Origin of the sequence: Mucilaginibacter mali (genome assembly GCF_013283875.1) — a bacterium.
Taxonomy (GTDB): domain Bacteria; phylum Bacteroidota; class Bacteroidia; order Sphingobacteriales; family Sphingobacteriaceae; genus Mucilaginibacter; species Mucilaginibacter mali.
Genome location: NZ_CP054139.1, coordinates 2926481 through 2945503, shown reverse-complemented (window position 1 = coordinate 2945503; position 19023 = coordinate 2926481). Strand labels below are relative to the sequence as shown.

Annotated in this window: 19 protein-coding genes; 6 read left to right on the top strand and 13 right to left on the bottom strand. The window is 45.0% G+C overall.

The window, feature by feature from the left end; genetic code table 11:
• Positions 1-77 precede the first annotated feature (77 nt).
• From HQ865_RS12550 to HQ865_RS12520, 7 genes are all read right to left on the bottom strand, one after another.
• A complete protein-coding gene (locus HQ865_RS12550; RefSeq protein WP_173415226.1) occupies positions 78-932 on the bottom strand; it encodes a hydroxymethylglutaryl-CoA lyase in 855 nt (284 codons plus the stop codon).
• Positions 929-2245 (bottom strand): NAD(P)/FAD-dependent oxidoreductase, encoded by a 1317-nt coding sequence (locus tag HQ865_RS12545; protein ID WP_173415225.1) that lies wholly within the window; start codon positions 2243-2245, stop codon positions 929-931. Before HQ865_RS12545 ends, HQ865_RS12550 begins: the two co-directional genes overlap by 4 nt.
• A 182-nt stretch (positions 2246-2427) precedes the next feature.
• Positions 2428-5406, bottom strand: a complete 2979-nt coding sequence (secDF, locus tag HQ865_RS12540) for a protein translocase subunit SecDF (protein ID WP_173415224.1) — start codon at positions 5404-5406, stop codon at positions 2428-2430.
• Positions 5407-5519: 113 nt separating this feature from the next.
• Positions 5520-6002 carry a dihydrofolate reductase gene (locus tag HQ865_RS12535; RefSeq protein ID WP_173415223.1) on the bottom strand — a complete coding sequence of 161 codons (483 nt, stop codon included), beginning with the start codon at positions 6000-6002 and terminating at the stop codon, positions 5520-5522.
• Positions 5999-6376, bottom strand: coding sequence for a type II toxin-antitoxin system death-on-curing family toxin (locus tag HQ865_RS12530; RefSeq protein ID WP_173415222.1), 378 nt, complete (start codon positions 6374-6376; stop codon positions 5999-6001). The genes HQ865_RS12535 and HQ865_RS12530 overlap by 4 nt, the downstream gene beginning before the upstream one ends.
• Complete coding sequence (locus HQ865_RS12525) at positions 6373-6561, bottom strand: hypothetical protein (RefSeq protein ID WP_173415221.1); 189 nt, start codon at positions 6559-6561, stop codon at positions 6373-6375. The genes HQ865_RS12530 and HQ865_RS12525 overlap by 4 nt, the downstream gene beginning before the upstream one ends.
• 45 nt (positions 6562-6606) lie before the next feature.
• Positions 6607-7428: a thymidylate synthase gene (locus HQ865_RS12520; RefSeq protein WP_173415220.1), complete on the bottom strand. Its 822-nt coding sequence runs from the start codon at positions 7426-7428 to the stop codon at positions 6607-6609.
• Between the two features lie 168 nt (positions 7429-7596).
• Between HQ865_RS12520 and ispE the strand changes: the two genes are divergently transcribed.
• Positions 7597-8397, top strand: a complete 801-nt coding sequence (gene ispE / locus HQ865_RS12515; protein WP_173415219.1) for a 4-(cytidine 5'-diphospho)-2-C-methyl-D-erythritol kinase — start codon at positions 7597-7599, stop codon at positions 8395-8397.
• A 76-nt stretch (positions 8398-8473) separates the two neighbouring features.
• Here the strand turns inward: ispE and HQ865_RS12510 are convergent, their stop codons facing one another.
• From HQ865_RS12510 to tgt, 4 genes are all read right to left on the bottom strand, one after another.
• The gene (locus HQ865_RS12510) at positions 8474-8779 is read right to left on the bottom strand and encodes a LapA family protein (protein ID WP_173415218.1); all 306 of its coding nucleotides are present in this window, start codon (positions 8777-8779) and stop codon (positions 8474-8476) included.
• Positions 8780-9541: 762 nt separating this feature from the next.
• Positions 9542-10444 (bottom strand): DMT family transporter, encoded by a 903-nt coding sequence (locus HQ865_RS12505; RefSeq protein ID WP_173415217.1) that lies wholly within the window; start codon positions 10442-10444, stop codon positions 9542-9544.
• The gene (locus HQ865_RS12500; RefSeq protein WP_173415216.1) at positions 10444-11541 is read right to left on the bottom strand and encodes an LptF/LptG family permease; all 1098 of its coding nucleotides are present in this window, start codon (positions 11539-11541) and stop codon (positions 10444-10446) included. Before HQ865_RS12500 ends, HQ865_RS12505 begins: the two co-directional genes overlap by 1 nt.
• Before the next feature lie 8 nt (positions 11542-11549).
• Positions 11550-12680, bottom strand: coding sequence for a tRNA guanosine(34) transglycosylase Tgt (gene tgt / locus HQ865_RS12495; protein WP_173415215.1), 1131 nt, complete (start codon positions 12678-12680; stop codon positions 11550-11552).
• Between the two features lie 181 nt (positions 12681-12861).
• On the opposite strand from tgt, the gene HQ865_RS12490 reads away from it, so the two are divergent.
• Genes HQ865_RS12490 through rsmG form a run of 3 tightly spaced genes read left to right on the top strand, consistent with a single transcriptional unit; the run spans position 12862 to position 15243 of the window.
• A complete protein-coding gene (locus tag HQ865_RS12490) occupies positions 12862-14031 on the top strand; it encodes a glycosyltransferase (RefSeq protein ID WP_173415214.1) in 1170 nt (389 codons plus the stop codon).
• Positions 14022-14627 carry an RNA polymerase sigma factor gene (locus HQ865_RS12485; RefSeq protein WP_173415213.1) on the top strand — a complete coding sequence of 202 codons (606 nt, stop codon included), beginning with the start codon at positions 14022-14024 and terminating at the stop codon, positions 14625-14627. The genes HQ865_RS12490 and HQ865_RS12485 overlap by 10 nt, the downstream gene beginning before the upstream one ends.
• A complete protein-coding gene (gene rsmG / locus HQ865_RS12480) occupies positions 14617-15243 on the top strand; it encodes a 16S rRNA (guanine(527)-N(7))-methyltransferase RsmG (RefSeq protein WP_173415212.1) in 627 nt (208 codons plus the stop codon). The genes HQ865_RS12485 and rsmG overlap by 11 nt, the downstream gene beginning before the upstream one ends.
• Before the next feature lie 75 nt (positions 15244-15318).
• Here rsmG and HQ865_RS12475 read toward each other — a convergent pair whose 3' ends face one another.
• Both HQ865_RS12475 and HQ865_RS12470 read right to left on the bottom strand, forming a co-directional pair.
• On the bottom strand, positions 15319-17388 hold the full coding sequence (locus HQ865_RS12475) for an energy transducer TonB (protein WP_173415211.1): 2070 nt from the start codon (positions 17386-17388) through the stop codon (positions 15319-15321).
• Positions 17385-17765: a BlaI/MecI/CopY family transcriptional regulator gene (locus HQ865_RS12470; RefSeq protein WP_173415210.1), complete on the bottom strand. Its 381-nt coding sequence runs from the start codon at positions 17763-17765 to the stop codon at positions 17385-17387. Before HQ865_RS12470 ends, HQ865_RS12475 begins: the two co-directional genes overlap by 4 nt.
• A gap of 220 nt (positions 17766-17985) precedes the next feature.
• Between HQ865_RS12470 and HQ865_RS12465 the strand changes: the two genes are divergently transcribed.
• A complete protein-coding gene (locus HQ865_RS12465) occupies positions 17986-18540 on the top strand; it encodes a carboxymuconolactone decarboxylase family protein (protein WP_173415209.1) in 555 nt (184 codons plus the stop codon).
• 65 nt (positions 18541-18605) lie between these two features.
• Entirely contained in the window at positions 18606-19019 is a 414-nt protein-coding gene (locus HQ865_RS12460; RefSeq protein WP_173415208.1) for a nuclear transport factor 2 family protein, read from the top strand.
• Positions 19020-19023 lie beyond the last annotated feature (4 nt).

Here is a 19023-nt window from a genome sequence, read left to right as displayed (position 1 = left end):
TGGCTGCACGTATAAGATTTCTCTTTCGCGCTGACGCACTCTCCCATCCCATGCTCTATCGACATTATGCGGATGGGCTATCCAAATATCCTACCCGAATACGCCATCGCCTCTGAGAACTTCTCCATATCTATCCCGGTGCTAACCCCTTGCTCAGCAAGATAAGCCAGTACATTCTCAGTAGCGATATTTCCTGTCAGATCATCCGCAGCCATTGGGCAGCCGCCGTAGCCTTTTACAGCGGTATCAAAATGTGTGCAGCCGCTTTGATAGGCCGCTTCTACTTTTTCGCGCCAGGTGGTAGGAGTGGAGTGCAGGTGGATGCCGAAGTTCACATCGGTAAAATTGCCGGTCAGGGCAGGATACACTTCCCTGATCTGTTGGGGTGATGCCATGCCGATGGTATCAGCCAGCGCGATATCCTTTATTCCCTCGGCCGATAGCTTTTCAGCCCAGTTTAAAACAAGGTCGGTATTCCATTTATCGCCATAAGGGTTACCAAAACCCATGGATAGATACACCAGCAAGGTTTTGCCTTTTTGCACGGCTAACTCCTGAATTTTTTTTACCCCATCGAATGACTCAGCGATGGTGCTATTCGTATTTCGCTTCTGGAACGTCTCAGAGATCGAGAACGGGAAACCGAGGTAAGTGATCTGTTCGTGCTGTACAGCGTCTTCAGCGCCCCTGTAATTGGCTATAATGGCCAATAGTTTACTTTGGGTGCTGCTCATGTTCAGTTTATCCAGCACCGCGGCGGTGTCCTGCATTTGCGGGATGGCTTTTGGCGATACAAAACTGCCAAAGTCGATCGTATCAAAACCGCACTGCAAAAGCAGGTTGATGTAAGCGGCTTTTACGTTGGTAGGTACAAAATCGTGCAGGCCCTGCATGGCATCACGCGGGCATTCGGTTAACTTAATTTGGTTCATGATTCGGTTTGGGGCAGATGCTTGGCGTCTTCCGGTACATCGTCCCGCACAAACCTACGAATTATCAGCCTTGTGCCGCCATTATAATTGATATAGCTGCCAATCCAATTAATAAATACGATGATCTTATTGCGGAAACCCAGCAGCGATACCAGGTGTACAAACATCCATATCAACCATGCAAAAAATCCCTGGAACTTGATCTTGCCCAGGTCGGCCACGGCTTTGTTTCTACCAATAGTGGCCAGCGATCCCTTATCGAAATATTTGAACGGCTTGGTTGGTTCACCCTTAATAATCGCCACCAAATTTTTAGCTACCTGCTGGCCCTGTTGTATAGCCACCTGCGCCACGCCGGGATGGCCTTTAGGCGTATCTTCGGTAATAACAGCTGCCACATCGCCAATGGCGAATATGTTCTCAAAACCTTCAAGCCGGTTAATGGCATCGGTTTTAATACGGTTACCGCGCACAATATGCTCGTCGGTGATACCTTTAGGGATAACCCCCATCACACCAGCCGACCAGATCACGTTCCTGGTGCGGATGGTCTTACCATCCTCGAACTTTATGGTGGTGCCATCATAGCTTTCTACCTTGGTATTCAGCATTACCTCAACGCCCATCTTCACTAAAAACTCCTTAGCACCCTTTGATGCTTCGTCAGACATAGGGCCTAATACCTTCGGCAGGAAATCAACCAGGTATACGTTCATATGCTCCTTGTTCAGTTCGGGGTAATCTTTGGCCAGTACGTGATTACGTAACTCGGCCAGGGCGCCTGCCAGTTCCACACCGGTAGGGCCGGCGCCTACCAGCACAAAGTTGAGGTAAGGCTCACGGTCTTCCTTGGTTTTTTGCAGTACGGCCTCCTCCAGGTTTTGCAGGATGAGGTAGCGCAGGTTAAGCGCCTCGGGGATGCTTTTCATCGGCATGGCATAATGCTCGATATCCTTATTGCCGAAAAAATTAGTGGTCGATCCGGTGGCGATCACCAGGTAATCGTATTTAATATCGCCAATGGTGGTGTCAAGCGTGTTGGTTTTGGCATCTATGCCCATAACCTCGGCTATACGAAAGCGGAAGTTCTTTTGGCTACCGAAGTTCTTGCGGATAGAGAAAGCGATGGATTCGGCCTCTAAACTGCCCGTAGCCACCTGGTAAAGCAGGGGCTGGAACACATGGTAATTGTGCTTATCCAGCATTAACACTTCCACTGGCTTATCGGCCAGGCCTTTGGCTACTTCAAGGCCGCCGAAGCCGGCGCCTACAATAACTACTAAGGGGAATTTGGTTTGGGCTGATGTTTCCATAGTTTTGGGCTTAAAGCAGAATGCTGAAAGCACAAAGCTTTAAGGATGATTAAGTTTGATACAAAAATACATAAAGCCGGGTAAAGCTTTTCGCTTTCTGCCTTTGGCTTTTCGCTTTATTGTATAACAAAAAAGGCTCCAAATGTTCTTTGGAGCCTTTGATATTGTTAAAGATTACGTTATTATTTCAAATCTTTTTTGCCGAAGTCGACAATTACCGGCGTAGCTACGCAGATTGATGAGTAAGTACCGAAGCACACCCCGATCAATAACGCGAATGAGAAGCCGCGTAATACGTCGCCACCGAAGATGAACAATACAACCAATACGAAGATCACGGTTAAGGCGGTGATAATGGTACGGCTTAAGGTGCTGTTGATCGCCTGGTTGATAACCGTTTTCGGATCGTCTGTTTTTGAATGGTGCAGGTCAAGGAACTCACGGATACGGTCGAATACAACCACGGTATCGTTAATAGAGTAACCAATTACTGTCAAAATGGCCGCGATAAACTTCTGGTCGATATCCAGCGAGAATGGCAGCATATCTTTAAATATCGAGAAGAACGATAATACCAGCAGGGCATCGTGCGCGGTAGCGATCATAGCGCCTAAGCTGAACTGCCATTTACGGAAGCGGATAAGGATATAACCGGCAATTACCACAATGGCAAATATTACTGTCCAGATAGCCGAGGTCTTTAAGTCGTTAGCTATGGTAGGGCCTACTTTTTCCTGGCCAATGATGGTGAATTTAGGATTAACTTTCGATAAGCCTTTTTCAAGATCAGCTTTAACTTTCGCGTCTGTAGCCAGGCTGTTATCCTCGATCAGGTAAGCGGTGGTTACACGGATCTGGCTGTCTGCTCCAAAAGTTTTCACCTCGGTATTACCAATGCCCATTATCTTGTCTAACTCATCGTGCACAGCCTGGGTAGAAACGGCTTTATCAAACCTGATCTCGTAATTACGGCCACCTTTAAAGTCAACACCATAGTTAAATCCACGGGTCACCATAGAGCCAACACCAATTAAGATGAAAATACCAGAGAATGCATAGAACTTGAAGCGGTTTTTAACAAACGCGTAGTTTGCGTTTTTAAAGGTATGCGAACTCCATGGGTTAGAGAATTTGATATCCCAGCCTTTTTCCAGCATCCACTCGAAGATCAACCTTGAGATCAGTAACGAACAGAACAGCGAGGTAACGATACCGATCATCAGCGTGGTAGCGAAGCCTAAGATCGGGCCCGAACCAAACGCAGCCAGTATTAAACCAGTGATGAAGGTACTGATGTTAGAGTCTAAGATTGAAGGTAAAGCGTGTTTAAAACCATCGGCAACAGCTATACGGATAGATTTACCATGCGCCATTTCCTCGCGCACACGCTCATATATCAGTACGTTGGCATCCACCGCTATACCTAATATTAAAATGATACCGGCAATACCGTCAAGCGTAAGCACCGCGCCAAGGCTGGTCAGTACGCCCATCAGGAAGAATACGTTGATAATTACCGCAACTACAGCGATAGTACCCGCGCGGTTGTAGTAAGCCACCATAAATACCAGTACCACCACTAAACCGGCAATACTTGCAGCCAAACCGTGGTTGATTGATTCCTGGCCTAATGACGGACCAACAACTTCTTCAGATACGATACGGGCAGGAGCAGGCAAGCGACCAGCTTTCAGGATGTTGGCTAAGTCCTTGGTTTCTTCCTGGGTAAAGTTACCACTGATAGATGAACGGCCACCGGTGATCTCGTTACTTACACGTGGTGCAGAAACTACGTTATCATCTAACGATATAGCGATAGAGCGGTTGTCGTTCTCATCTTTAGGGTTACCGGCAGCGGCAGCAGTTATACGAGCCCAAGCCTGCGCACCTTCCGAATTCATATCCATAGTAACCTCGTAAAGGCCGCTCTGTGGATTAATATCAGAGTTGGCATCGGTAATAACGCCACCGGTTAATACCGGACCGTTAGAAGCGCCTGAAGTCTTCAACGCGTATAATTCAAATATTTTGGTTTTATCCATTGGCTTAATACCCCAAACCAGTTTCAGGTTTTGCGGCATTACAGCTTTCACTTCGGGTAGCTGGAAGTAAGCGTGGATAGCAGCTGTGTCTTTTTCGGTTGCGTAACCAACAGCAGGACCAGGACGCAGAGACGGCTGGCCATTTTGGGCTGTATAGGTTGCAGGCTGCAATTTGGCAAACAACGGATTTTCGGCTTCTACTTTCAGTTTGCCTTTTAAAGATGAAGTATCTTTAGCGGCATCTTTCTTCACTTTAGCTAAAAGCGAACCAGCCTTTTCGGCGGCGGTGTCTTTTTTGGCGGCGGTTGCAGCTGCGGTAGTGTCTTTACCAGCATCTTTGCCGGCTGCCTTGTTTTTAGCAGCAAGTATGCCGTTAACATTGGTCAGCAGTTGGTAAACCTCCTGGTTTTCGTAAGTTTCGTAAAACTCCAGCTTGGCCGAACCTTGTAACAGCTTACGCACACGGTCTTCATCGGTTACACCCGGTAACTCGATCAGGATACGGTTGGTACCTGTTTGCAACTGGATGTTTGGCTGTGTTACACCAAACTTATCGATACGGGTACGCAGGATGTTGAATGATTGGGTAACTGCAATGCTCGACTGATCCTTCAGGAAAGCCTCAACCTCGCTGTTTGACGCATCAAACTTGATATGGCTTTGGTTAGCTTTGGTTGCAAAGATCGGAGCCAGTTTACCATTAGGGCTGATCTTTTTGTATTCAGCCATAAACAGGTTGATGAAGTTATCAGGGCTTGTTTTGGCATCAGCACCCGCAGCGCTAAGTGCTCTGTTAAAATCCGGATCTGGATTTTTGTCTGATAATTCACGGATCAGGTCGCCCAGGTCAATCTGCATGGTAACGTTCATACCACCCTTTAAGTCCAGACCAAGCGCAAGCTCTTTGTTTTTACAGTATTGATAACTGTGACCGAAAACCGGGTAAACCGGAAGTGCCGATACCGAATCCAGGTACGCCTTCTTTTTTTGTTCGTTTCCTTTCGAATAAACTTCGGCGTCTTTTTCAACTTTCTTGGTTACCCAAGTAAAGGACAGCTGGTATAAGCACGATAGTGCCAGCAGAACGGCGAAAAATTTAATAACCCCTTTACCTTGCATTGTTTTGTAATATGTATATATTTAGTTTATAGCCTTTTTAAATAAGACGGCAAATCTAATAAAATTTCGCAACCCAAAAATTTTAAATTAAAACAATTTGATGACAGAAAATGTTAGCGCCGTTGCAGCGTGATAAATGAATAGGGGATGGCGTGTTTTTCGTCCGTCCCGTGGTCTTCACGTTCTGTCTCTGCCCATTCGTTATCGTCTATTTGCGGGAAGTAGGCATCCGCGTTAAATGATTGATGTACGATGGTAAGATAGATCCGGTCGGTTTGCGGCATGGCCAGTTTGTATATCTCGGCGCCGCCTACAATAAAAACTTCCTCTTCACCGGCGCAAAGGGCAATCGCTTCATCTACCGAGCCGACAACCTCGCAGCCGGGGATTTCGATATTTTGGCGGGTGATGATAATATTTCGGCGATTAGGTAACGGTCTCCCGACAGAATCATAAGTTTTACGGCCCATAATTACGGTATGCCCGCTGGTGATCCGTTTAAAGTGTTTCAGATCGTTAGGCAAGTGCCACAAAAGTTGGTTGTTTTTGCCAATGGCGTTGTTTTCGGCAATGGCTACGACGGCGGAGATGATCATAGTTTTGTTGCTTTTGCTTCCAGCCAGGCTTTTATTTCATCAAATCTTATTTCACCAGTGCTGGCTGCTATTACAAACTCATATTTTTCATCTTCGGTAACATTGATGTCCCATCCGCCCTCGCGCAGCATTAAACGCATTAAAACATACGAAGTGCGTTTATTCCCATCTATAAATGGATGATTGATAACAATACTTTCAAAAATAGCTGTAGCTTTTTCAATAGCAGTTGGATAAAGATCAATTTGATCAAAAGTGGCGAAAGGCCGCGCTAAAGCAGCCATAAGCGAACCTTCATCTCGCAAACCGTTACCCCCACCAGAAAGATTTATTATTTCGTTATGAAGTTGGATAACTTCTTCTAAAATGATCATTGTGCAAGTCTGTTCAGCAAATTCTGATCTTCTTTTAATATTAGTTTGATATGATCTGCCCGAGACATGTCTTTATGAGACTGAGAAGAATTTTCCATTAATATGTGCAAAGCCTCTAATAATGCAGTTTCAGGGGCGTCTTCCATAAATTTTTCTATTTCCAATTTTAATTCAGCTCTCGACATATACAAATATGGTTAAATTTAACTAAAAAATCAACCCAACTATTACTAAACGGCCACAGCCCCCTTAATATGCGGCCACGGATCATAATTCTCCAGCGTGAAATCCTCAAACTTAAAACCAAAAATATCCTTTACATCCGGATTGATCCGCATTGTTGGCAGCGGGCGTGGTTCACGGCTTAATTGCAGATTGGCTTGTTCGATGTGATTGTTGTACAAATGCGCATCGCCAAAGGTGTGAATAAAATCGCCGAGGTCAAGTTCGCATACCTGCGCCATCATCATGGTCAGCAATGCATATGAGGCGATATTGAACGGTACACCCAAAAATATATCGGCGCTGCGCTGGTAAAGCTGGCAGGATAATTTACCCTTTGTTTCGCCTTTGGCTGTGTTAGGGGGCTCTACATAAAACTGGAACAGGCTATGACAGGGTGGAAGCGCCATGTGCTCTACATCGCCCACATTCCAGGCCGATACCATGATGCGGCGAGAATCGGGATTGTTCTTCAGCGCTTTTACCACCTGGCTGATCTGGTCGATATGGCGGCCATCCGGTGTAGGCCACGAACGCCATTGATAGCCATATACCGGCCCTAAGTTGCCATCGGCATCGGCCCATTCGTCCCAAATTTTAACGCCGTTATCTTTTAGGTATTTGATATTGGTATCGCCGCTCAGGAACCAGATCAATTCGTGTATGATGGATTTCAGGTGCAGTTTTTTTGTAGTTACCAGCGGAAAGCCATCCTTTAAATTAAAGCGCATCTGGTAGCCAAATATGCTGATAGTGCCGGTGCCGGTACGGTCGTGTTTTTGCGCGCCGTTTTCCAGTACATGGCGCATCAGGTCGAGATATTGTTTCATTCTTTAGTTGATTGGGTTAATTGAGTTGATTGGGTGAGTAGTTGAAACTTAATCAACCTAATCCAACACATTCAACTGTAAACTTAAAATCAACTACAAAGAAAAATAATCTATTTTTGGTATCCTACGGATGTGCAAAAATACAGGCCGTTGTTAAGTGTTTTTATAATGATCGTATTCCCCAACGCAAAAATTAATATCGGTTTAAATATCACCAGTCGGCGGCCCGATGGTTACCATAATTTGGAAACTGTTTTTTACCCGGTTAAAATACACGATGCCCTGGAAACTATTGCTGCCGATGAAATGAGTTTTAACGCGTCGGGATTAGGTATCCCCGGCCGTACCGAGGATAACCTGTGTCTGAAAGGATACGATCTGTTGAAAAAAGATTTCGACCTGCCGCCGGTAAACATCCACCTGCACAAACACATCCCGATAGGGGCAGGGCTGGGTGGCGGCTCGGCCGACGCGGCATTTTTTATCAAGCTGCTTAATCAAGAATTCTCTTTAGGATTAGATGCCGAGCAAATGCGCGTGTACGCCCGCCAATTAGGCGCCGACTGCGCCTTTTTTATCGAAAGTAAACCGGTGTATGCTTTTGGTAAGGGCGACGAATTTGAACCGGTAGAACTTGACCTGTCGGCATATCATATCGCCCTGGTGATGCCGCCTGCTCATGTATCCACCGCCGAAGCTTACCGTGGCGTAAAACCCCGTCCGTCCGGCTCGTCATTAAAAGAACTGATCGGTCTGCCGGTAGCCGAATGGAAGCACTACATTAAAAATGATTTTGAAGAATCTATATTTCCCAATCACCCGGTGATAAGAGGAGTGAAGGCTGCGCTGTACGAAGCCGGTGCATTATATGCCAGCATGAGTGGGAGCGGGGCTTCGGTCTTCGGTATATTCCAAACCAAACCCGACCTGTCTGGCCTGGAAAAAGACAACCAGGTTTTTAAGGGGTAGGGGTTGTGATTAAAGATTAAAGGTTAAAGATTAGAACAACAACTTGCTAATCCTAATCTCCAACCTCTAACCTCCATTAACTAATGTACTCCCTGTCTTCATCACTTAGTGTATTTCTTTTGTCTTTATTCAAGCCCTCGTGGGTGTTGTCATCGCCCTCGTCATAACCGTGGTCGTAATCGTTTCCTATCTTTTTCATCTTCGGTCGGCCTGCCAGGTAACCAATAATAAAACCGGCAATGGCAGCGACAAGCATCATCATTAACGCCGAGGTGCGGGTGCTGAAAAATAATACCTGCAAATTAACCGGGTTGTTGTTTTGCATAATAACAATGGTCAGTAAAATAGTGATAACGATAATGAAGATGGTTTTTATTCTCATGGTCTGGTTTTGATTTGTTAGATATGCTAAATATCCGAAATTTTTCGTCCCGATAAAATAGGGTAGAGGTTAATCATCCGGGGTGTTTAGCGGCGATAAATGAGACGCAATGGAGCCGTGTTTTTTATAACCTCAGTTCCTCGTTGTGTTAATTGTATAGTCCATTAATAACGCCTGTGTTTCTTCCTTAATTCGGTTGCAAGCGATCGGAGGGAACTTGGTTGGAGTTTTTGCTGCTCCTGATTTTTTCTATGGTAAATGTATTTGTTAATTACACCATCTCTTGTTTGATTATCTTATTTATGCTCGGTAATGTTTTTAATTATATAAAATAATATAATAATCTGATTATTAGATATATTAAGTGCTTAAATATGTTACTTATAAGTGTGTGCTAATTTTATTAGTTTTTTAATTGCCAAAATCGAGAATTTATATCATATTTTACTTCATATTTTTTTAGTTAAATAATTGATTATTAAAATAATATATAGCCTGATTTTAACCTGTATTGGTAATTATATGCCTTTATAATCTGTTGTGGCTTTATTTTTAATTAATTGATAATGAGAACGTTTTCTAATTGTGTGATTTTTTGCCTGTTTATGCTTGTTTAGTGAAATATAACTACACTAAGTGGCAACATTTTAACGCTGTTTTTTATTGAATGGAACGTCCTCGGAAAATAGATTTTGTATACAGAAAAGCAACGGAGGTCAACGCATAAATATAACTTAATGCGCCTCCCCTATTGGATTGGTTTTACCGTGAGCGATACTTCGCTATGCGGGTTTGGGCTACCGGGTACAGGAAAATAGTGGATAAAACAATGGTGGCACCTATCCAAAAACCCAGGCCCATTTTGTTGTTATCACCAAAAAAAATGAACGATAGCAGGATGCCGTAAACCGGCTCGAGGTTGGTAACGAGGGCAACTTTAAAGGCGGATATTTCGCGCATTACAGATACGCCGGCAACGTAGGCCAGCGAGGTGCAAACCACACCGAGGATGAGCAGGTAGGCAATATCAGTACCTTTCAGGATCAGGCTTTGATTGTATCCGTCGGTGAAAAAAAGGAAAATGCTGATCCAGCAGAAGGCGCCAACCAGTTCATAAAAAGCGATCACCGGTGCCTCCATTTTCTTCACCTGGATGGAATTGATGATGGCAAAAAGACTGGCAAATACTGCGCTGATAAGCGCAGCTATCATACCCTTAGTGTATCCGCTTTCAAATTTAAAAATAACCAGTATGCCGATAACGATCAATACGCCGGCCAATATTTCCAGTTTTGATGTTTTCTTTTTCTTGAACATCGGCTCGAAAATGGCGGTAAAAAGTGTGATAGTTGACAGGCAAACCAGCGTTACAGGAACAGTTGAAAGTTTAATAGCAAGGAAAAAAAGCACCCAATGCCCACCTACCAGTGCGCCTGTGAGCACCAGTTTTATCAGTGTCTGGCGGCTTACCTTGATGTTGACGCGGTTAAATTTGAAGTAAATAAACAAGCTTACAAAGGCAATGAACACCCGGTACCATACCAGTGAGACCGCCGAAATAGAGATCAGCTTACCTAAAATACTGGTAAATCCCCATATAAAAACCGTGAAATGAAGTATCAGCAGGTTCTTATTTACACCAGGGTTACCTTGTTTATCCGCCATTATTTTGGAGCTTTTGCCAATAGATAAAAACCTAATGTACCAAACAAAGCATTTGGAATAAGTACTGTAATAATAGGAGGCATATGGCCTTTTATGGAAAATACAAAGGCAAATTTATCAACCACAATATAGGCGAAACAAAGGAATATGCCTATCCCCAATGGTAAGCCAATGCCCCCGCGCACCTTGCGCGATGAGATGGAAACACCGATAAGCGTAAGTACATAAGTTGATAGCGGGTATACAAAACGCTTGTATTCCTCAAACTGCATATCTATCAAAACGCCGGTGCCGCGTATCTTTTCTTTAATAATATCTTTATGCAGTTCTTTAGTAGATATGGCCATGTACACATTATCGCGCACCACAAAATCGCGCGGGCGCATCTCTAAAACGGTATCTTTGGTAGGCAGGTCAACCAGTTTTTCTTTTAGTCCGCTAATGTATCTAACCTTGGGTGTAAAAATGCTCCATACGTTTTTTACCGAGTCGTACCTGATCTGGCCGGCAGTTAAACGCTCGCGCATTTGGTCGCCATCAAAGCGCTCCAGCATAAAATTATAGCCAATGTGCGTTACCTCGTCATACGATTGCAAATACACGAAGGTATGCGCGTCAAGCTGTATATGGGTTTCGCTTCGGGTTGGGTCGACATCGTTAAAATAGATGTTCTCGAAGTTGTTTTTTAGTCGGTTTGTATAGGGGATAAGAAACACATTTGCCGCTAACGAAACGATGAAAACAATAGTTGCCGAAATAAAATACGGGCGCAGAAAACGGTTAAAACTGGCCTTGCCACTCAGTATCGGAACAATCTCGGTTTGGTTGGCCATCTTGGCCGTGAAGAAAATTACCGCCAAAAAGTTGATCAGCGGCGATAACATATTCAGGTAAAAAGGCACAAAGCCGGCGTAGTACTCAAATATGATATCATGGATAGGGGCCTTGCCTTTAAGGAAATTATCCAGGCGTTCGGATATATCAAAAACAACGGTGATGCCCGCAAATACGGCCAGGGTAAAGGTAAAGGTGCCCAGGTATTTGCCAATAATATAGCGGTCTATAACCGGTAAATGTTTCTTTAAAAACGACGCCATTTATGTTTTTATAATCTTTGTCCTAAGCGGTTGACCATTATTTTTTTCCATTCGTAAAACTCGCCGCTGATGATCTTTTCGCGGGCGGTTTTAACCAGCCACAGGTAAAAATGCAGGTTGTGCAAGCTGGCTATCTGCGCCCCCAGGATCTCGCCCGATGTGATCAGATGGCGTAAATAAGCCTTGGTATGTTGCGTATCTACCCACAGGTCGCTGTTTGCTTCAATAGGGGTAAAATCATTCTTCCACTTCTCATTGCGGATATTGATGATCCCATCTTTGGTGAACAACATGCCGTTGCGGGCATTACGGGTTGGCATAACACAGTCAAACATGTCGATACCCAGGGCAATGTTCTCCAGTATATTAACCGGGGTGCCAACGCCCATTAGATAACGTGGTTTTTGCTCCGGTAATATGTCGCACACAATTTCTGTCATAGCGTACATTTCCTCGGCCGGTTCGCCAACGGAAAGACCGCCGATGGCATTACCCTCACGCTCGAACGAAGCGATCACTTCGGCCGATTTTACCCGCAGATCTTTATATACTGACCCCTGCACAATGGGGAACAAAGTTTGGCTATATCCATACTTAGGCTCGGTGTTGTCGAAACGATCGCAGCAGCGTTTTAGCCAACGATGAGTCATATCCAGCGAGCGGCGGGCGTAATGATATTCACAAGGGTAGGGCGTGCACTCGTCAAAAGCCATGATAATATCGGCGCCGATAATGCGTTGCGTATCCATTACGTTTTCAGGCGTAAATAAATGTTTTGAGCCATCAATATGCGAACGGAACGTTACGCCTTCTTCTTTGATTTTGCGTACTTCTGTTAGCGAATACACCTGGTAGCCGCCGCTATCGGTTAGGATGGGTTTATCCCAGCCGTTAAATTGGTGCAGGCCACCGGCTTTTTCAAGCGTATCTAAACCGGGCCTTAAGTATAAATGATAAGTATTACCAAGGATGATCTGCGCTTCTATATCCTGCATCAGTTCGCGCTGGTGCACGGCTTTTACTGTACCCGCGGTGCCAACCGGCATAAAGATGGGGGTTTGTATCACGCCGTGGTCGGTAGTGATCTCGCCGGCGCGGGCCTTGCTAAGCTTATCTTGTGCTGTTAAAGTAAATTTCATTGTGGGCTGCAAAATTAGCAAATAAAGTCGGAAAGTGCGGAGGATCAATGTAGAGACACGATACTTCGTGTCTCATTTTCTCTACCATTTCGCCTGTGGTTAACAGAGACACGAGGTATCGTGTCTCTACATGTAAAAATACCTCCAATTATCTTAACAATATTTATGATATGTTAAGATAATGCCGCACATTTTTGCCAATTTTGCACGTTATTTAAACCCGGTTTTGGAAAACACTATACAGATAACCTTATTCGTACTTTTTCAGCTATGCCTTATTGTACAATTGTACTTTTTAATTGGCAAATACGGCAGGCTGGCCGCCTTTAAAATACCGCCGCGCGAAGCGGATGCTGAACCGTTGCTGCCCATATCAGTTATCATCAGCGCGCGTAACGAGGCTAAAAACCTCAGCCAGTTTTTGCCGGCCATTTTAACGCAGGATTACCCCGATTTTGAGGTGATCCTGATCAACGATTGCTCGTCGGACGGGTCGGATATTTTGCTGATGGAGATGCAGGCCAATTACACGCGCCTTAAGGTGGTTACCATTACCGAGCACGACCGCTTTAAAACCGGGAAAAAATTTGCCCTAACCCTGGGAATAAAAGCCGCGGCTAACGAACATTTATTATTTACCGACGCCGATTGCATCCCCGCCAGCGACCAATGGATCCGCCTGATGACGCGCAACTTTAGCGGCAATACCGAAATTGTTCTGGGCTACTCGCCCTACCAAAAGGCCGCCGGTTTTATGAATGCTTTTATTCGCTTCGAGACATTGAAAACGGGTATCAATTATCTTTCGGCCGCTTTGCATGGCGATGCTTACATGGGCATAGGGCGCAACCTGGCGTATACTAAAACGCTGTTTTTCAGATCAAAAGGCTTCGCTTCGCACATGCATTTGCTATCGGGCGATGATGATCTGTTTGTTAATCAGAATGCTACGCATGATAATGTGAAGATAGAGATAGACCCCGACGCCTTTACCTATAGCCAGGCAAAAACTACCTTTAACGGGTGGTACCGCCAAAAAAAGCGCCATACCGGCGTGGGGAAATATTACAAAAATCATCACCGCGCCATGTTGACTACCGACGCGTTGAGCGGTTTTATTTACTATGTGTTGCTGATCATTTCGTTCATTACCGGTTTTGAGCCATTATTGGCATTAGGTTTGTTCGGGTTTAGGCTGATCATACAATTGTTTTTTTACGCCAGGATTTTTAAAAAGCTGAAAGCCAAAGAGATGCTATTCTACCTGCCGTTTTTAGATATATTGTACTATTTTTATCTGAATGTTTTTGGCCTTATCGGATCCTTTATTAAAACAAAGCAATGGAAGTAAATAACAATTTTACCGAAAATGCGAAGAACGATTTCCAGTTGGTGCAGAAGGCGCTTAACGGAGACCAGCGGGCGTATGCCGATTTGATGCAGCGGTATAAGGACGCGATTTACTTTATGGCCCTTAAAATGGTGAACAATAAAGAGGACGCTATGGACCTTACCGTTGAAACCTTTGGCAAGGCTTTTGAAAAACTGGACAAATACCAGCCCAGCCATGCCTTTAGTACCTGGCTGTTTAGGGTGGCGACTAATAACTGTATCGATTTTATCCGCAAGAAGAAGCTGAACACCATGTCGCTTAACGGCATGCTGGATGACGATGGCGATGAGCGCGCGCTGCAAATTGCTGCCGATGTGCTAAACCCCGAGGAAACCTGGATAAAAAATCAGCAAACGCAAGAGTTAAAATCGCTGATAGAGAGCCTGCCGCCGCGTTATTACCGCCTGATCACGCTGCGTTATTTTGATGAACTATCATACGAGGAGATTGCCCAACAACTGGACCTGCCCATTGGTACCGTAAAAGGCCAGTTGTTTAAAGCCCGCTACTTACTGGGCAGCATTGTAAGCCACCTGAATAAAGATGAGATCTGATCTTATAAAAAAATACTTCCCCAATTTATCCGGACAGCAAATTGAGCAGTACGACCGGTTGCCCGAGTTGTACGAATACTGGAATAACCAGATAAACGTGGTATCGCGAAAGGATATCGACCTGTTGCCAGAGCGGCATGTGCTGCATTCGCTGGGCGTAGCCAAAGTGATGCAGTTTCTCCCCGGCGAACAGGTGATGGATGTGGGCACGGGCGGTGGCTTTCCCGGCATTCCGCTGGCTATTATGTTCCCGGAAACATCTTTTCATTTGGTCGATTCCATTGGTAAAAAGATAAAGGTTGTGCAGGAGGTGGCTAAGGCCATCGGTCTGCAAAACCTGAAGGCATCGCACAGCAGGGCCGAGGATATCTCCGGTAAGTTTGATTTTGTGGTATCGCGCGCGGTAACGCAGCTAAAGGATTTTTATCCGTGGGTGCGGGGCAAATTCAATAAAGAATCGAAGAATACGCTCCCCAACGGCATCCTGTACCTAAAGGGCGGCGATTTGGAGCAGGAAATCAAAGAATCGGGACTGAAGGTGCAGCAATATTATTTAAAGGATCACTTTAGCGAGGAGTTTTTTGATACCAAGCAGGTGATCTATGTAAAAGGTTAGGTCTGCTGATAAAACAAGAAAGCCGGGAAATTAATTTCCCGGTTTTCTTGTTTTATCATGTTAGGGATTCCTTTGTTATTTTACTCTTGACACCAGTACCACCTCGTGCAATGAGGTGTAAGGAAAATTGTTGGGTTTATAATCCTTAATATAGTTTTTACCTTTAAAATTGGGGCTCATTTTTACGTTGTTGCCGGCATCGTCAACCAGGTTGAAGTTAAACGTCATGATATAATTAACGCCCGTTTTGGCCGATGCAGGCACAATGCCATCAAATATGCGGTTAACTAATTCCTCGTTCTGCGCATCGTTCAAGCCCCTCATGATCTTAATATTACGTATCCGGCGGTCGCTGTCTATATTAAAAACTGCTATTACCCTTCCTTGTAACCCTTTTTCACGCGCTTCTGAAGAATAGCGGACCGTTCTTGCCATTTGCGAGTAAAATTCACTAAAATCGGCAGCGCCTGTGGTATCCGGGAAGCGTACTCTATCAACCTTCGGTTTTGGCGGCGGAGGCGGAACCTTGCCATCGGGCCTAATTACCGGTGGCGGGAATCGTACCTGGTCTACCTTATGCTTGGGTGATGTTTTGGTATTAACATCGGCCCTGACCACTGGTGGCGGGAAACGTACCCGGTCTACCTTCGGTTTTGGTGGGTTTTTAATATTAGTGTCGGCCACAACCACCGGCGGCGGGAAGCGCACCCGGTCTACCTTTGGTTTTGGTGAAGTACTGCTCACGCCATCTGCCTTGATCACCGGTGGCGGAAAGCGTAAAGATCCGGGCAGCGATAATTCGCCTACGTAACCGGGTTTGTTTTTTGCTTCGGGCGATACGGTTTCTTTAAAGCGCTGGTCTTTAAGTCTGAAGTCGAGGCCGATAGTGTGATAGCCGGGTTTATCATTAACCGGTTTTTTAAAATCGTGCATCAGCCTTATGGCCTCTTCATCAAGGCCATTACCTATGCTTTTTTCCACCTTTAAATCGGTGATCATGTGCTTTTCATCTAACCTGAAGTTAATGATCACTGTACCCGCGGTATGACTGTCGGCTGCAACTTTAGGGTATTTTAAATGATTTTGCATATAGATACCAAGTTCTATGTAGTTCTTATTCAGTACCATAGGTGGTGGCGGCGGCGGTGGTGTTTGCATGCCTGTATATTTTACATCATGAGGAGCAGCGGGAGGTGGCGGGGGAGGTGGCACTTTTCCGCTATCGGCCGTGGCTTTGTGTGGCAGCAGATCTACGTAGCCATAAGTTTTTGAAAATGCCAGTGTTGATGCGCAAAGCAGGCCGGCGCATAACGGCAGGATGAGCAGCAGCTTTAGCCTCGCTAAGCCGCCCGAGCGTTTTTGGTGGAGCATTATTATACGGGTTTTTAACAGGTTCTTATTGAAGAAATTATGAGTAAGTGTGCGTGGTATAAAGCCATAGGCATTGTTGATCAGGAAATCGGTATAGCCGTTTACGTCGTCTTGCTGGCGGGCGGTTTCCTGGTCGGCAATAAACTCGTGCAGTTCTTTAATGCTATTTTGCAGCAGATAGGCCACCGGGTTAAACCAGTTGACGATCTTAAACAGTTCCAGGAAAACGATATCCAGACTATGCCTTTGGCGGATATGCACCAGTTCGTGCTGAACGATGGCTGTGGAGCCGGCCAGTTTAGGATCGATAAACAGGTATTTAAAGAACGAGAACGCGTTGTTGTCGTCGGCAATCTCCACCATGTAGAAGCCATTGCCGGCTTGCCTTGTCTTACGGGATAATTGTATCAGTTTAAACAACTTGATACCAAAAACTAACAGCATAATTACCGCAACCAGCATATAGGCCAGCAAGTAGTAATCGGCAGTGGTCCATACATAAGTGGTGTTTACTGTGGCAATAGCCTGATCGTGCTGGATGATAGCCGGATCAATTACCGATATGGCCGGCGAAACTGTTGGCTGTGGCTGCGGAGTGTAGGTGCGCAAACTGCCAACCTGCATCAGCGGAATAATGAAGGCTATTATACAGGCGGCAAGCAGATAGGCCCGGTTAAGCTGGTAGTAAGTTTCCCGGCGTAAAACAAAGTAATAAACCAGGTAAAACGCGGCGAGGTACAGGTTAGCCTCTAACAGGTAATATATCCAGTTCATGATCTTTTGTTTTTAAGTTTTTCGGCCAGTTTGCTTATTTCGTCCAGTTCCTCGGCGCTCAGGTTTTTTTCCTGCACTAAAAAAGATACCAGGCTTTTGTAGGAGTTGCTGAAATAGCTGCTCATCATTTTATCAAACGTGAACTTTTTGTACTCGGCTTCGCTGATGGTGGCAAAGTACACGTGCGAGTTGCCATAGGCTTTATGATCTATAAAACCCTTGCCCTCCAGCACGCGCACCACTGTTGATACGGTGTTATAGGCCGGTCGCGGGTCGGGCATTTTTTCAAGGATGTCTTTCACAATGGCTTCGCCCAGTTGCCATAATATCTGCATCACTTGTTCTTCGGCTTTGGTAAGTTCTTTTATCAACGTCATATATATTGTTAACTAAATTATCAGGAGAAACTATTTTTATAGTTTGGTTTAATAAAGGTGCAAACTATTTTTATAGTTTGCAAACTATTTTTATAGTTTTTTTTGGAGTGTTTAAATCTGTCCTTTTTGTCCATGCACTGGCTACCATCATCCATGGCAAGGGCAGGGCAGGCTGTGCACCTTTGTATTGTCAATAACGACAAATTAAATCTTAAACAAAATGCAACGCATAACCGCACTAAACCCCGAAGCAACTACAGGCGCAAGTAAAGAGTTATTTAACGCCATCCAAACCAAATTAGGGATGATACCTAATATGATGCGTACTATGGGTAATTCGCCTGCTGTGCTGGAGGGATATCTTGGCTTGAACAACGCGTTGGGCAAAAGCTCGATAGGTGGCAAGCTTGGTCAACTGCTGGCCATTACAGTGGCTAACGCCAATAGCTGTACCTATTGTAATTCGGCCCATAATTTTATTGGTGAAAAAATGATGCACATCGATGCCGCGTCGTTAAAGGCGGCTCACGAAGGCCGATCGGGTGATGCCAAAATACAGGCCGCGCTTGATTTTGCCCGCATCCTGGTTGAAAAAAAGGGCCTGGTGAACGATGCCGATGTGAACGCGCTGAAGAATGCCGGTTACAGTGAAGCCGCGATTGCCGAGATCATCGCCCATGTTGGCCTGAATATCTTTACCAACTATTTTAATAATGCGGCAGATGTGCTGAATGATTTCCCTGTGGCCGATCTGTTGGAAAGCGCAGCCATATAAGTAACCCTTACTTTAAAGGCGGGATAAAATAATTAATTTTATCCCGCCTTATAAAAAACATCACAATGGAACAAAAAACACCCTTTCCTCCTTTTAATATGGAAACGGCTTTGCAAAAAGTGCAAATGGCCCAAGATGCCTGGAATACCCGCGATCCGGAAAAGGTTTGCCTGGCCTATACCCTTGATACCGAATGGCGTAACCGAACTGAATTTATAAACGGCCGCGACGAGGTAAAAGCCTTTTTAACCCGCAAATGGGAAAAGGAACTTGATTATAAATTAAAGAAGGAACTATGGGGCTTCCGCGAAAACCGGATGGCGGTGCGCTTTGAATATGAATGGCACAATGCAGCCGGCCAATGGTACCGCAGCTACGGTAACGAACTTTGGGAGTTTGACGAAAACGGCCTGATGCGAAAACGTTTTGCCAGTATTAACGATATGGAAATATCCGAAACCGACCGTACCTTGTTTTAAAATA

Coding starts and splice junctions, on each gene's coding strand:
- HQ865_RS12550 (WP_173415226.1), bottom strand. CDS start 932: ATGAACCAAATTAAGTTAACCGAATGCCCGCGTGATGCCATGCAGGGC.
- HQ865_RS12545 (WP_173415225.1), bottom strand. CDS start 2,245: ATGGAAACATCAGCCCAAACCAAATTCCCCTTAGTAGTTATTGTAGGC.
- secDF (WP_173415224.1), bottom strand. CDS start 5,406: ATGCAAGGTAAAGGGGTTATTAAATTTTTCGCCGTTCTGCTGGCACTA.
- HQ865_RS12535 (WP_173415223.1), bottom strand. CDS start 6,002: ATGATCATCTCCGCCGTCGTAGCCATTGCCGAAAACAACGCCATTGGC.
- HQ865_RS12530 (WP_173415222.1), bottom strand. CDS start 6,376: ATGATCATTTTAGAAGAAGTTATCCAACTTCATAACGAAATAATAAAT.
- HQ865_RS12525 (WP_173415221.1), bottom strand. CDS start 6,561: ATGTCGAGAGCTGAATTAAAATTGGAAATAGAAAAATTTATGGAAGAC.
- HQ865_RS12520 (WP_173415220.1), bottom strand. CDS start 7,428: ATGAAACAATATCTCGACCTGATGCGCCATGTACTGGAAAACGGCGCG.
- ispE (WP_173415219.1), top strand. CDS start 7,597: ATGATCGTATTCCCCAACGCAAAAATTAATATCGGTTTAAATATCACC.
- HQ865_RS12510 (WP_173415218.1), bottom strand. CDS start 8,779: ATGAGAATAAAAACCATCTTCATTATCGTTATCACTATTTTACTGACC.
- HQ865_RS12505 (WP_173415217.1), bottom strand. CDS start 10,444: ATGGCGGATAAACAAGGTAACCCTGGTGTAAATAAGAACCTGCTGATA.
- HQ865_RS12500 (WP_173415216.1), bottom strand. CDS start 11,541: ATGGCGTCGTTTTTAAAGAAACATTTACCGGTTATAGACCGCTATATT.
- tgt (WP_173415215.1), bottom strand. CDS start 12,680: ATGAAATTTACTTTAACAGCACAAGATAAGCTTAGCAAGGCCCGCGCC.
- HQ865_RS12490 (WP_173415214.1), top strand. CDS start 12,862: ATGCCGCACATTTTTGCCAATTTTGCACGTTATTTAAACCCGGTTTTG.
- HQ865_RS12485 (WP_173415213.1), top strand. CDS start 14,022: ATGGAAGTAAATAACAATTTTACCGAAAATGCGAAGAACGATTTCCAG.
- rsmG (WP_173415212.1), top strand. CDS start 14,617: ATGAGATCTGATCTTATAAAAAAATACTTCCCCAATTTATCCGGACAG.
- HQ865_RS12475 (WP_173415211.1), bottom strand. CDS start 17,388: ATGAACTGGATATATTACCTGTTAGAGGCTAACCTGTACCTCGCCGCG.
- HQ865_RS12470 (WP_173415210.1), bottom strand. CDS start 17,765: ATGACGTTGATAAAAGAACTTACCAAAGCCGAAGAACAAGTGATGCAG.
- HQ865_RS12465 (WP_173415209.1), top strand. CDS start 17,986: ATGCAACGCATAACCGCACTAAACCCCGAAGCAACTACAGGCGCAAGT.
- HQ865_RS12460 (WP_173415208.1), top strand. CDS start 18,606: ATGGAACAAAAAACACCCTTTCCTCCTTTTAATATGGAAACGGCTTTG.